A 12903-nucleotide genomic window follows, 5' to 3' on the forward strand; every position below is an offset into this window, starting at 1 on the left:
GGCGGCGCGACCGGGCGGGCGCCACGCCCGCCCGGTCACCGCGCACGGGTTATCCCTTTTCCTGCTGCATCCGCTGCATCAGCATCTGCTTGCCCTGCTCACCGGCCTTGCGGTTGTTCTCCTGCATCTTTCGGAACCAGTTGGCGAGCTCGGTGTCGCCCTGGTTCTCCGCGTCGGCGATGTACGTCTCCATCCGCCAAATGTGTTCCAGCGAGAGCTGGATCGTGTGGATCAGGTCGTAGTTCTTGTCCTTGACCGGGCTGGCCGGTTCCTTGACCATGGTCGCCACGGCGCACCTCCCCATGTGTCGGCTTCCGGTGGAGCACCGCGCTTACCCGCCACCGCCCCCTTCACGCCCTCGGCGGCCCGGAGCGCACGGTTACCCGGCACGAGCCCCGGGTACCGGAGGGCGCATGGCGGAACTGGCAACGCTCTGGATCGTGCGGCACGGCGAGAGCACGGCGAACGTCGCGGCGACCGCGGCGGAGGCGTCCGGGGCCGAGCTGATCGACCTGACCCACCGGGACGCGGACGTGCCGCTGTCGGCCACCGGGGAGGAGCAGGCCCGGGCCACCGGCCGCTGGCTGGCCGGCCTGCCCGAGGCGCGCCGCCCCGACGTCGCGGTGGTGTCGCCGTACCTGCGGGCGGTGCGGACCGCCGAGCTGGCCCTCGCCGGCACCGGGATCCCGGTCAGCCGCGACGAGCGGCTGCGCGACCGGGAGCTGGGCATCCTCGACGGGCTGACCGGGCGCGGCGTGCGCCAACGGTTCCCGGCCGAGGCGGACCGCCGGGCCCGGCTCGGCAAGTTCTACTACCGCCCGCCCGGCGGCGAGTCGTGGACGGACGTGGCGCTGCGACTGCGTACCCTCCTCGGCGACCTGCGCCGCGACCACGAGGACCGGCGGGTGCTGCTCTTCGGCCACGACGCGCTGGTCTTCCTGCTGCGCTACCTGGTGGAGGGGCTCACCGAGACGGAGCTGATGGCGCTCACCCGGGAGCACGTCATCGCCAACTGCTCGGTGACCGGCTGGTCGGCGGACGCCGACGGCCGGCTGGTCCCGGACGGGTTCAACGACGTCGCCCACCTGCACCAGCAGGGCGCGCGGCCGACCAGGGAGGACGAGATCCATGCCGAACCGGTCTGACACCCCGGTCATCACCCCCGCGCTGCTGCGGGACTGGGCGCTGCCGGTGCCGACCGGCGGCAAGGAGAACCGCGGCACCGTGCTGGTGGTCGGCGGCTCCCGGTTCACGCCGGGCGCGGTGCTGCTGGCCGGGGTGGCCGCGTTGCGCGCCGGCGCCGGCGTGCTCCAGCTCGCCGCCGCCGAGTCCACCGCCACCGCGCTGAGCATCCAGGTGCCGGAGGCGCTGGTGGTGGGGTTGCCGGAGACCCCCGACGGGGCGGTCGCCGGCGACCGCGGGGACCGGCTCGCCGAGCTGGTCGGGCAGGCCGACGTGGTCACGGTCGGCCCGGGGCTCAACGACATCGAGCACACCCGTTCGCTGCTCGACCTGGTCCTGGGCGCCGCCGGACCGGAGACGTCCCTGGTGCTCGACGCGTACGCCCTCGGCGCGCTCAGCCACGCCCCGGACCTGCTGGTCGGCTCGGGCCGCCCGGTGGTGCTCACCCCGAACCTCACCGAGGCCCGGCACCTGCTCGACCGGGACCTGGGCGACGACCTGGACGCCGAGGCGGCCGAGGTGGCCCGCCGCTACGACGCGGTGGTCTCCCTGTACGGGCACATCGCCACCCCGGACGGGCAGGGCTGGCGGGAGGAGAGCGGCGACGCCGGGCTGGGCACCTCGGGCAGCGGCGACGTCCGCGCGGGGCTGCTCGCCGGCCTGCTCTCCCGGGGCGCGGCACCGGCGCAGGCCGCCTGCTGGGCCGCGTTCGCGCACGCCGTCAGCGGCCAACGGCTGGTCCCCCGCTACGGTCGGATCGGCTTCCTCGCCCGTGAGCTGCTCGACGAGATCCCCTACACGTTGGCCACCGTCTGACGGTTGTTGTTCGCCCGTTCGGGTGTGTGTAACAACACACCTCCTCCCTACGCTGAACCCTCGGAAGCGGGCAACCTGCCCGTTTCCCGCCGGTCCGCTCCCCGCCAGGGAGTGCGACCCGGCCGGAACGGCCCCCTGGGAGTCTGTGTGAAGAACCTCCGTCGCAAGACACTGGCCGCCGCGTCCGCCGTGACGCTCGGCGTCGGTCTCGCCGTCACCGGCGGGCTGGCACCGGCGGTGGCCACCGGACCGGACACCACCTTCCTGGTCCTCGCCCCGCAGGGCGCCAACACCGACCAGGCCGCCGCCCGCGTGGCGGCCGCCAAGGGCACCGTGGTGTCCACCTACGACCAGATCGGCGTGCTCGTCGTCCGGTCGACCAACCCGGGCTTCGCCACCGCGGTGGCGGGGGCGGGCGTCGAGTCGGTCGCGTCCACCGCCGGGCTGGGCACCGCCCTCGACGAGGGCGAGACCGTCGAGGTCTCCGCGGCCGACGTCGCCAGCGCCACCGGCGACCCGACCAAGGAGCCCGAGTACGCCAAGCAGTGGGACATGGACATGATCCACCTCCCGCAGGCCCACGCGATCAACAGCGGCAGCTCGAACGTCGTCGTCGGCGTGCTGGACAGCGGCATCTCCAGCACCCACCCCGACCTGGCGACCCAGATCGCCAAGGACAAGTCCACGTCCTGCCTCGGCGGTGTCGTCGACACCTCCGAGACGGCGTGGAACCCGACCACCAGCGACCACGGCACCCACGTGGCGGGCACCATCGCCGCCGCGGTCAACGGCGTCGGCGTGACCGGCATCGCGCCGGGCGTCAAGGTCGCCGCCGTCAAGGTGGTCAACGACGACGGCTTCATCTACCCGGAGGCTGCGGTCTGCGGGTTCATGTGGGCCGCCACCCACGGCATGCAGCTGACCAACAACAGCTACTACATCGACCCGTGGGAGCTCAACTGCCGCAACGACGCGCGTCAGCGCCCGGTGTGGCAGGCCGTGCAGCGGGCCATCCGCTACTCGAACAGCCGGGGCGTGCTCAACGTGGCGTCCGCCGGCAACTCGAACTACGACCTGGCCCACAAGCTCTCCGACTACGGCAGCCCGGACGACGGGACGCCGGAGGCGCGGGAGAACCTCACCAACGCCTGCATGGACCTCCCCGCGGAGGCGCCGGGCGTGGTGACCGTGTCGGCGGTCGGCCCGACCGGTGCGAAGAGCTACTACTCCTCGTACGGCCAGGGCGTCATCGACGTGACGGCCCCGGGTGGTGACACCCGGTTCCGTACGCAGGGCGTGAGGTCAACCCTCACCGACGGCATCCTGTCGACGACCTTCAACACCGTCACCCGTACTAACGGGTGGGGGTACAAGCAGGGCACCTCGATGTCCGGCCCGCACGCCACCGGCGTCGCGGCGCTGGCGGCGTCGGCGCACCCGGGGATGACCCCCGGCCAGCTGGCGGCGTTCCTCGAGACCACCTCGGTGGCCCAGTCCTGCCCGGAGGGCGTTTACAACCCGGTGCCGTTGATCTCGACCGGCCCGCACGCCTACGACGCGACCTGCTCCGGCGGCGAGCGTAACGGGTTCTACGGAGCCGGCATGGTGGACGCGTACAACGCGGTGAAGTAGCACCACGCACGACCAGTGGTGGGGCCCGGCGCGATGTCGCCGGGCCCCATCCGTTTCCGCAGCTCATGCCCGGGGTAGGGGATCAGCGTCAGCCCAACGCCCTAGGAGGTACCGGTGTCCACCGACGCCATCGTGCTGCTCAAAGAGGACCACAAGGAGATGCGCCGCCTCTTCCGGGAGTTCCAGAAGGCCGAGGAGGGCCCGGCGAGCCGGCGCCAGGAGCTGGTGAACCAGATCCTCGAGGCCCTGACGGTGCACACCTACCTGGAGAACGAGGTGATGTACCCCGAGGTCCGCAAGCTCCTGCCGGACCTGGAGGACGACATCCTCGAGTCGTACGAGGAGCACCACGTCGCCGACCTGCTCTGCGCCGAGCTGGCCGCCATGGACGCCTCCGACGAGCGCTTCGTCGCCAAGACCACGGTGCTGATCGAGAACGTCGAGCACCACGTCGAGGAGGAGGAGCAGCAGTGGTTCCCCAAGGTGCGGGAGGCGCTCGGCCGCAACCAGCTCCAGGAGATCGGCGAGCGGATGATCGCGATGCGCAAGGACGCCCCGCGCACCCTCGACGACCCGAAGGCCCGCAAGAGCCAGGTCGACGCCGCCACCGCCTGACCCCCGCGACCTCCCCGGGGCCCGGCCACCGGTCGGGCCCCGGCGTGTGTCACCAGGCCGTCGGCGGCGTCCCCGCCGGCGCGGGCAGAATGCGGCGCAGGGTGCCCGCCGGCGCCGACCGCTGCCGCCACTCACGCGGGTAGCCCACCGACACCTCCTCGAACCGCACCCCGTCGTGCCAGGTCGTCCGGGGGATGTGCAGGTGGCCGTAGACCACCGCGGCGGCGGCGAAGCGCCGGTGCCAGTCGGCGGTGGCCTCGGTGCCGCACCACTGCGCGAAGATCGGGTGGCGCAGGATCCGGGTCGGGTCGCGGACCAGCGGGAAGTGGTTGACCAGCACCGTCGGCAGCGCCGGGTCGCGCGCGGCGAGGCGGGCCGCCGTCGTCGCCACCCGGTCCGCGCACCAGGCCGCCCGGCTCGGGTACGGGTCGGGATGCAGCAGGAACTCGTCGGTGCAGACCACCCCGGTCCGGTACGCCTCGGCCAGCGCCGCCTCCGGGGTGTCCAGGCCGTCCGGGCGCCAGCTGTGGTCGTAGAGCAGGAAGAGCGGTGCCACCAGCGCGGGCCCGCCCGGACCGCGCCACACCGGGTACGGGTCCTCCGGGGTGAGCACGCCGAGCCCTCGGCAGCGGTCGACCAGATGGCGGTAGCGCGCGACACCGCGGAGCTGGACCGGGTCGGCCGGCGGCGTCCAGAGCTCGTGGTTGCCCGGGGCCCAGACCACCGTGGCGAAGCGCCGGCTGAGCAGGTCGAGCGCCCACTCCACCTGGGCCACGGTGTCGCCGACGTCGCCGGCCACCAGCAGCCAGTCCCGCGGCGACTCCGGGCGCAGCGCCTCGACGATCGCACGGTTGTCGGCGTGCCCGACGTGCAGGTCGCTGATGGCGAGCAGCGCCCCGTCCTCCCCCACCAGCCGATCCTACGAGAGCAGGCCGGGGTCGACCCGGTAGGATCGGCGCGGGCCGTGACTGGCGCGTGGGGATGGAGAACCATCGGGAAGCGGTCCCGTCATGAGGACGCCTGCCGAGCGCCTGGGCCTTCCGCACGTCACCAGGAGGTCGCATGTCGCTGAACGCCGAATCCACCGCCTTCCGCAGCGCGCTCGAGGTGATCCGGGCCGTCGAGCCGCGGGTGGCCGACGCCATCGGGGCGGAGCTGGTCGACCAGCGCGAGTCCCTCAAGCTCATCGCGAGCGAGAACTACGCCTCCCCGGCCACCCTGCTGGCCATGGGCAACTGGTTCAGCGACAAGTACGCCGAGGGCACCGTCGGCCGTCGCTTCTACGCCGGCTGCCAGAACGTCGACACCGTCGAGGCGCTCGCCGCCGAGCACGCCCGGGAGCTGTTCGGCGCCGCCCACGCGTACGCGCAGCCGCACTCCGGCATCGACGCGAACCTGGTCGCGTTCTGGGCGATCCTGGCCGACCGGGTCGAGTCCCCCGCGCTGAAGAAGGCCCAGGTACGCCAGGTCAACGACCTCACCGAGGCGGACTGGTTCGCGCTGCGCCGCGAGCTGGGCAACCAGCGGATGCTGGGCATGTCGCTGGACGCCGGCGGTCACCTCACCCACGGCTTCCGGCCGAACATCTCCGGCAAGATGTTCGACCAGCGCAGCTACGGCACCGACCCGGCGACCGGCCTGATCGACTACGACAAGGTCGCCGAGGCGGCTCGCGAGTTCAAGCCGCTGATCCTGGTGGCCGGCTACTCGGCGTACCCGCGGAAGGTCAACTTCCGGATCATGCGGGAGATCGCCGACTCGGTGGGCGCGACCTTCATGGTCGACATGGCGCACTTCGCCGGCCTGGTCGCCGGCAAGGTCTTCACCGGCGACTTCGACCCGGTGCCGCACGCGCACATCGTCACCACCACCACCCACAAGTCGCTGCGCGGCCCGCGCGGCGGCATGGTGCTCTGCGGGCCGGAGCTGGCCGACCAGGTCGACCGGGGCTGCCCGATGGTGCTCGGCGGCCCGCTGCCGCACGTGATGGCCGCCAAGGCGGTCGCCCTGGCCGAGGCTCGCCGCCCCGACTTCGCCGACTACGCCCAGCGGATCGTCGACAACGCCCAGGCGCTCGCCGAGGGCCTGGCGCGCCGCGGCGCGAAGCTGGTCACCGGCGGCACCGACAACCACCTGGTGCTCATCGACGTCACCGGCTACGGCCTCACCGGCCGGCAGGCCGAGCAGGCGCTGCTCGACTCGGGCATCGTCACCAACCGCAACGCGGTCCCGCGGGACCCGAACGGCGCCTGGTACACCTCGGGCATCCGGATCGGCACCCCGGCGCTGACCAGCCGCGGTCTCGGCACCGCCGAGATGGACCAGACCGCCGAGCTGATCCACACCGTGCTCAGCCAGACCACGTCGGGCGAGTCCAAGGCCAAGTACGTCCTCGACCCGGCCCTGGCCGACAAGGTCAGCAAGCAGGCCAGCGACCTGCTCGCCGGCTTCCCCCTCTACCCGGCCGTCGACCTCGGCTGACCCGCACCACCCCGACGCCCCGCCCGGCCCTCGGCCGCGCGGGGCGTCGCCGTTCCCGCCCCACCCGCCGCCCGCCCCCGCCGAGGCGAGGCCGGGGGGTCAGGGGTGGGAGCGGGCGCGGTTGCGGAGGGTGCGGAGGCGGTGCAGAACGTCGGTGCCACCGCGGCCGAAGTGGTCGTGCAGGGCGCGGTACTCGGCGTAGAGGTCGTCGTAGGCGGCGGCGCGGGCCGGATCGGGGCGCCAGGTCTCGCGGTGCCGCGCGCCCATCGCCGCCGAGGCGGTCTCCACGTCCGGGTACGCCCCGGCCGCCACCGCCGCGTGGATCGCCGCGCCGAGGGCGGCCGGATGCGGGGCGTCGAGCACGTGCAGCGGCCGGCGCAGCACGTCGGCGTAGATCCGCAGCAGCAGCCGGTTGGCGGTCAGCCCACCGGCGGCGGTCAACTCGTCCACCGGCACCCCGGCCGCGGTGAACGCCTCGACGACCGTCCGCGCCCCGAACGCGGTGGCCTCCAGCAGCGCCCGCCAGATCTCCTCCGGCCGGGTGGCCAGGGTCAGCCCGACCAGCACCCCGCTCAGCTCGTGGTCCATCAGCACCGAGCGGTTGCCGCTGTGCCAGTCCAGCGCCAGCAGCCCGTGCCCGCCCACCGGCTGGTCGGCGGCGAGGGCGTCCAGCAGCTCGTACGGCGAGACCCCGCGCCGCCGCGCCTCGTCGGCGTACGACGCGGGCAGGGCCCGCTCGACGTACCAGGCGAAGATGTCACCCACGCCGCTCTGCCCGGCCTCGTAGCCCCAGCCGCGAGCGGTGACCCCGCCCGCGACGACACCGCAGACCCCGGGCACCTCGTGGCAGGCGTCCGCATTCATGATCAGGCAGGTGGAGGTACCGAGGACGGCGAGCATCCGGCCCGGCTCGACCGAACGCGCCGCGGCGGCGGTGACGTGCGCGTCGATCGTGCCGGCGGCCACCGCGACGCCGGCCGGTAGGCCGGTCCACCGGGCCGCCTCGGCCGTCAGTACGCCGGCCCGGGCACCGGCCTCCACCAGCGGCCCGTCGACCTTCGACAGCAGGTCGGGTAGCTCGGGGTGGAGCGCGGCGAGGAAATCGGTGGCCGGGTAGCGGCCGTCCTGCCGTAGTCCCTTGAAGCCGGCGGCGGAGACGTTGCGGGTCGGGCGGCCGCAGAGCTGCCAGACCAGCCAGTCGGCCGTCTCGATCCAGCGCTCCGCGCGGCGGAACACCGCCGGGTCGTCCTCCAGCACCTCCAGCGCCTTGGCGAGCTGCCACTCGGCGGAGACCCGGCCGCCGTAGCGGGCCAGCCAGGGTTCGGCGCGCTCGGCGGCGAGGGCGTTGATCCGGTCGGCCTGCCGTTGCGCGGCGTGGTGCTTCCAGAGCTTCGGCCAGGCGTGCGGCCGGTCGCGCAGCTCGGGCAGCTCGGCGAGCGGGGTGCCGTCGGCCAGGGTGGGCAGCACCGTGCAGGAGGTGGCGTCCAGCCCGATGCCGATCACCTCGGCCGGGTCGATGCCGGCCGCGCGGACGGCGGCGGGCACGGCCGTCCGCAGCACCTCGCGGTGGTCTGCCGGGTCCTGCAGCGCCCAGTCCGGGGGGAGCGCCGGCCCGTCCGGCAGCCGGTCGGTGAGCACCCCGCGCCGGTACGCGTGCACCGCGCTGCCCCGCTCGGCGCCGTCGGCCACGTCGACCACCACGGCCCGGCCGGAGAGCGTGCCGAAGTCCACGCCGACGACGTACCGGCCCACCGTTCCTCCTCCCACCACCGTCGGCTCCGCGGCGGTGGGAGAAGACGGTAACGGGTCAGGCGAGCGGGCGCTTCAGGTGGTAGCGGTGCACCTCGGTGCTGCCCTGCACGTTGTTGACGTCCTCGCCGGCGGAGACCAGCTCCCAGCCCTCCCGGCCGGCGCGGTTGAGGTGCGCGATCGCGGTGTCACCGTACGCGGTGATGTCGGTGCGTGAGCCGTCGGGGCCGTACCAGACGAACGAGACGTGGAAATTGCGGCCCTGCCCCTGATAGCGACGGACAAGCAACGCGTACTCCCAGGCAACCATCGGTCCATTATGGTGGCCTGGCGCACGGCGGGGAATCGTGGCCGGGCCGCCCGGGCGGGATCAGGCGCCGCCGCCGGATCCCACCACCGCGGGCCGGTCGACGGCCAGCTCGGCGCGGGTGGGCGGATCCGCCCCCCGCCGGGCGCAGGTACGGGCGGCGACGTGGGCCGCCTCCGCCAGGACCGCGGCGAGCGCGTCCCGGCCGACGTCGCCGAGCGCCGTCCGCCGCGCGGCGCCGAGCAGGTTCCGCTCGCTCAGCGCGGCCAGCAGCCCGGCCGTGAACGCGTCACCGGCGCCGACGGTGTCCACCACCCGCACCGGTCGGGCGTCCACCTGCACCGCACCGCCGCGGTTGACCGCCCAGGCCCCGCCGTCGCCGCGGGTGACCACCACGAGGACGGCGCCCAGCTCCAGCCATGCCCGCCCCAGCTCCTCGTACCCACGGCCCGGGTGGAGCCAGGCCAGGTCCTCCAGGCTGACCTTGACGACGTCGCTGACCGCCACCAGCTCCTCGACCCGGCGCCGGGCCGTGGTCCGGTCGCCCATCAGGGCGGGGCGGCAGTTCGGGTCGTAGCTGATCATCGTGGTCGCCCGCCGGTCCCGGACCAGCGCCAGCACGTCACCGGCGCCCGGTTCGAGCACCGTGGCGAGCGAGCCGGTGTGCAGGCACCGGCTCCCCGACCCACTGGCCAGCGCCCGGTCCGGAAAGGACCGCCAGGCGATGTCGAAGTCGTACCGGGCCTGTCCGTCCGCGCCCACCCGGGTCCGGGCCACGCTCGTGCGCGGCAGGTCCGGCACCGACGTCGGATCCAGCCGTACGCCGCTGCCGGCCAGGTGGGCGCGGAGCAGCCGCCCGTGCGCGTCGTCACCGAGCTGGGTGAGCAGGGTGGTGGGCTGACCGAGGCGGGCGAGCGCCACGGCGACGTTCGCCGGGCTGCCCCCCGGGTGGGCGACCGCCCCGCCCGACGGATCCTCGATCAGATCCACCAGGCTCTCGCCGACAACCGTGATCACAGTCTTCCTCTCCCGGGCCTGGATCGCCCGGTCACGTCCGCGACGGACTCAGCCCGCCGTCCGGCCCGGGGTCTCCTCGAGGGTGGTCGCGCCGGTCATGATGGCCACCGCCTCCGGCATCGTGTGCGACGCCGGCGTCACCACGCCCGCACAGCGACCGAGCCGCTGGATGTGGATGCGGTCGGCGACCTCGAACACGTGCGGCATGTTGTGGCTGATCAGGATCACCGGCAGGCCACGCGACCGGACCTCCTCGATCATCCGGAGCACCTGGTTGGACTCCTTGACGCCGAGCGCCGCGGTGGGCTCGTCGAGCACGAGCACCTTGCTGCCGAAGGCCGCGGCCCGGGCGACCGACACGGCCTGACGCTGTCCGCCGGAGAGCGTCTCGACCGCCTGCGCCACGTTCTGCAGCGTGCCGATGCCGAGGTCGGCGAGGGCCTGCGCGGCCTCCCGGCGCATGCCCTTCTGGTCGAGCATCCGGAACACCGAACCGAGCACGCCGCGCCGGCGCTTCTCCCGGCCCAGAAAGAGGTTGCTCGCGATGTCCAACGCCGGCGCCACGGCCAACGTCTGGTAGACGGTCTCGATACCGGCGTCCCGGGCGTCCTGCGGCCGCTTGAACTGCGCCGGCCTGCCCTCCAGGAAGAGCTCCCCGGCGTCCGGCGCCAGCGCGCCGGTCAGGCACTTGATCAGCGTGGACTTCCCGGCGCCGTTGTCCCCGATGACGGCGAGCACCTCGCCCGGGTACAGGTCGAGATCCACCCCGTCGAGCCCGACGACCTTGCCGAACGTCTTGACCAGGCCGCGGGCCGAGAGCACCGGCGAACGCTGCCCGCTCTGCAGGGCGCCGGAACGGCCGGCGGGGGTCTGTGTGCTGGTGGCGGTCATGACCTCACCTTCCTGATCCACTGGTCCACGGCCACGGCGAGGATCACCAGCAGGCCGACGGCGAGTACGCGGTACTGGTCGTCGACCCCGGCGAGGGAGAGGCCGCTGCGGAAGAAGCCGACGATCAGCGCGCCGAGCAGGGTGCCGAGCACCGCGCCGCGGCCGCCGAAGAGGCTGGTGCCGCCGATGACAACGGCGGTGATGCTCTCCAGGTTGGCGTCGGTGATGGCGTTCGGGCTGGCCGCGCCGGCGCGTCCGATCAGGATCCAGGCGGTGATGCCGTAGATGGCGCCGGCGACGACGTACACGCTCAGCAGGACCCGGTCGACCCGGATGCCGGCGAGCCGGGCGGCCTCCTTGTCGTCGCCGACCGCGTAGACGTGTCGGCCCCAGGCGGTCTTGGCCAGGGCGAAGCCCAGCGCGAGGTAGAGCAGGACGACGGCGACCACGCCCACGGTGATCCGGAACCGGCCCACCGGGAAGGACTCGCCGGTCCAGCTGAGCACCGCGGGCAGGTCGGTGGCCTGGACGCTCTGGCCCTCGGAGTAGAGGAGTCCGATCGCGGTGAAGACGCTGAGCGTGCCGAGGGTGACGATGAAGGGCGGCAGCTTCAGCCGGGTCACCAGCGCGCCGTTGAGCGCGCCCGCGGCGGCGCCGACGGCGATGGCCAGCACGATGGCGAGGGCGCCCGGCAGCCCCTGGCCCTCGGCCAGCTTGGCCGCGAGCATCATGGCCAGGATCGCGATGGCGCCGACCGACAGGTCGATGCCGGCGGTCAGGATGATCAGTGTCTGCCCGACGGCGAGCGCGCCGATGACCGCCACCTGCTGCAGGACGAGCGACAGCGAGTTCGGCGAGGCGAAGCGCGGGTTGAGGGTGGAGAAGACGACGAACGAGATGACCAGCACGAGGAACGGGCTGATCGCGGGGTGCGCGTGCAGCAGGTGCTGGACGCGTTGCAGTGGCGAGTGCCGGCGTAGGGCGAACTGCTGCGCGGCGGTGGTCGGTGGTGTCGTGGTGGTCACGGCGGGCTCCCTGCCGATGTCGGCGGTGGCTAACGAACTGCCCGGTCGAGGGCGCGGGGCGGAGGACGCCTCGGGCCCTCGACCGTGGCGGCGGTGGCTCAGCCCCAGCAGCGCTGGGCGCCGTCGGCGCTGGTGATGCTCTCGACCCCGGTGGCGGCCTTGTCGCTGACCAGGGTGACGCCGGTGTCGAAGAAGTCGAGGCCCTCGGAGACCTTGGGCTTCTCCCCGTCGTTCGCGATCTTCTTGATCGCCTGTACGCCCAGCTCGGCCATCTTCAGCGGGTACTGCTGGGAGGTGGCGCCGATGACGCCGTCCTTGACCTGCCGTACGCCGTCGCACCCGCCGTCGACGGAGACGACCAGGACGCCCTGCGTCTTCCCCGCCGCCTGCAGCGCCTTGTGCGCGCCGACGGCGGCCGGCTCGTTGATGGTGTAGACGACGTTGATGTCGGGGTTCTTGGTCAGGCAGTTCTCCATCGCCGTCCGACCGCCGTCCTCGGCGCCGTTGGTCGGCTCGTTGCAGGCGATGGTGTAGCTGCCGCCGGAGTAGCTGCCGGTCTTCGCCTCGTCGCCGTTCTTCTTCTTGTCGGCGGTGTCGATGCCCATGCCGGTCAGGAAGCCCTGGTCGCGGTTGTAGTCGACGGAGACGACCTTGTCGTTGAAGAGGTCCAGCAGGGCGATGGTCGCCGGCTTGCCGGCGAGCTGGGTCGCCGTCCACTTGCCGATCAGCTCACCGGCCTTGAAGTTGTCGGTGGCGAAGGTGATGTCCACGGTGTTGGCCGGGTCGGGCGGGGTGTCCAGCGCGATGACGTAGAGGCCGGCGTCCCGGGCCTTCTTGATCGCGGGATTGACGCCCGGACCGTTCGGGGTGATCAGGATGCCCGCGTCGCCGCGCGCGATCGCGTCCTCGATGGCCTGCACCTGGCCGGCCTCGTCGCCGTCCTCCTTGCCGGCGGCGACGGTCAGCTTCACGCCCTCCGCCTCGGCGGCCTTCTTCGCGCCCTGCTGCATGGTGACGAAGAACGGGTTCGTGGAGTTCTTGGTGATCAGCGAGACGGCGACGCTCTTGTCACCGTCGCCGGCGCCGTCGCCCGAGCTGTCGCCGCACCCGCTGACGACCATGCCGGTCGCCGCCGCGGCGGCGACCAGCAGGGCCGCGCGACGGCGGCCGATGTGCTGGATCATGGAT

Annotated in this window: 13 protein-coding genes and 1 riboswitch; of the genes, 5 read left to right on the forward strand and 8 right to left on the reverse strand. The window is 73.2% G+C overall.

Annotated elements, in window-relative coordinates; genetic code table 11:
- Nucleotides 1-49: 49 nt before the first annotated feature.
- Complete coding sequence (locus EV384_RS25470) at nucleotides 50-280, reverse strand: hypothetical protein (RefSeq protein WP_130340809.1); 231 nt, start codon at nucleotides 278-280, stop codon at nucleotides 50-52.
- Nucleotides 281-413: 133 nt separating this feature from the next.
- On the opposite strand from EV384_RS25470, the gene EV384_RS25475 reads away from it, so the two are divergent.
- From EV384_RS25475 to EV384_RS25490, 4 genes are all read left to right on the forward strand, one after another.
- Nucleotides 414-1145 (forward strand): histidine phosphatase family protein, encoded by a 732-nt coding sequence (locus EV384_RS25475; RefSeq protein WP_130337163.1) that lies wholly within the window; start codon nucleotides 414-416, stop codon nucleotides 1143-1145.
- On the forward strand, nucleotides 1129-1998 hold the full coding sequence (locus EV384_RS25480; protein ID WP_130337165.1) for an NAD(P)H-hydrate dehydratase: 870 nt from the start codon (nucleotides 1129-1131) through the stop codon (nucleotides 1996-1998). The genes EV384_RS25475 and EV384_RS25480 overlap by 17 nt, the downstream gene beginning before the upstream one ends.
- A gap of 147 nt (nucleotides 1999-2145) precedes the next feature.
- Entirely contained in the window at nucleotides 2146-3630 is a 1485-nt protein-coding gene (locus EV384_RS25485) for a S8 family peptidase (RefSeq protein WP_130337167.1), read from the forward strand.
- 114 nt (nucleotides 3631-3744) lie between these two features.
- Nucleotides 3745-4245, forward strand: a complete 501-nt coding sequence (locus tag EV384_RS25490) for a hemerythrin domain-containing protein (RefSeq protein ID WP_130337169.1) — start codon at nucleotides 3745-3747, stop codon at nucleotides 4243-4245.
- 49 nt (nucleotides 4246-4294) lie between these two features.
- Here the strand turns inward: EV384_RS25490 and EV384_RS25495 are convergent, their stop codons facing one another.
- Nucleotides 4295-5158 carry a metallophosphoesterase family protein gene (locus EV384_RS25495; RefSeq protein ID WP_130337171.1) on the reverse strand — a complete coding sequence of 288 codons (864 nt, stop codon included), beginning with the start codon at nucleotides 5156-5158 and terminating at the stop codon, nucleotides 4295-4297.
- Between the two features lie 41 nt (nucleotides 5159-5199).
- A riboswitch (ZMP/ZTP riboswitch) is annotated at nucleotides 5200-5289 on the forward strand.
- A gap of 18 nt (nucleotides 5290-5307) precedes the next feature.
- Here EV384_RS25495 and EV384_RS25500 point away from each other — a divergent pair.
- On the forward strand, nucleotides 5308-6726 hold the full coding sequence (locus EV384_RS25500; protein WP_130337173.1) for a glycine hydroxymethyltransferase: 1419 nt from the start codon (nucleotides 5308-5310) through the stop codon (nucleotides 6724-6726).
- Nucleotides 6727-6825: 99 nt separating this feature from the next.
- Here the strand turns inward: EV384_RS25500 and EV384_RS25505 are convergent, their stop codons facing one another.
- The 6 genes from EV384_RS25505 to EV384_RS25530 all read right to left on the reverse strand — a co-directional run bounded on the left by EV384_RS25505 (nucleotide 6826) and on the right by EV384_RS25530 (nucleotide 12899).
- A complete protein-coding gene (locus EV384_RS25505; protein ID WP_242624284.1) occupies nucleotides 6826-8478 on the reverse strand; it encodes a ribulokinase in 1653 nt (550 codons plus the stop codon).
- 55 nt (nucleotides 8479-8533) lie between these two features.
- A complete protein-coding gene (locus EV384_RS25510) occupies nucleotides 8534-8785 on the reverse strand; it encodes a hypothetical protein (RefSeq protein WP_130337177.1) in 252 nt (83 codons plus the stop codon).
- Between the two features lie 60 nt (nucleotides 8786-8845).
- Nucleotides 8846-9799 (reverse strand): carbohydrate kinase family protein, encoded by a 954-nt coding sequence (locus EV384_RS25515; RefSeq protein WP_130337179.1) that lies wholly within the window; start codon nucleotides 9797-9799, stop codon nucleotides 8846-8848.
- Nucleotides 9800-9847: 48 nt separating this feature from the next.
- Nucleotides 9848-10690 carry an ATP-binding cassette domain-containing protein gene (locus EV384_RS25520; protein WP_130337181.1) on the reverse strand — a complete coding sequence of 281 codons (843 nt, stop codon included), beginning with the start codon at nucleotides 10688-10690 and terminating at the stop codon, nucleotides 9848-9850.
- Nucleotides 10687-11715 carry an ABC transporter permease gene (locus EV384_RS25525; RefSeq protein WP_130337183.1) on the reverse strand — a complete coding sequence of 343 codons (1029 nt, stop codon included), beginning with the start codon at nucleotides 11713-11715 and terminating at the stop codon, nucleotides 10687-10689. Before EV384_RS25525 ends, EV384_RS25520 begins: the two co-directional genes overlap by 4 nt.
- A gap of 98 nt (nucleotides 11716-11813) precedes the next feature.
- The gene (locus EV384_RS25530) at nucleotides 11814-12899 is read right to left on the reverse strand and encodes a substrate-binding domain-containing protein (protein ID WP_130337185.1); all 1086 of its coding nucleotides are present in this window, start codon (nucleotides 12897-12899) and stop codon (nucleotides 11814-11816) included.
- Nucleotides 12900-12903: the final 4 nt, after the last annotated feature.

The organism is Micromonospora kangleipakensis, assembly GCF_004217615.1.
Lineage (GTDB): Bacteria > Actinomycetota > Actinomycetes > Mycobacteriales > Micromonosporaceae > Micromonospora > Micromonospora kangleipakensis.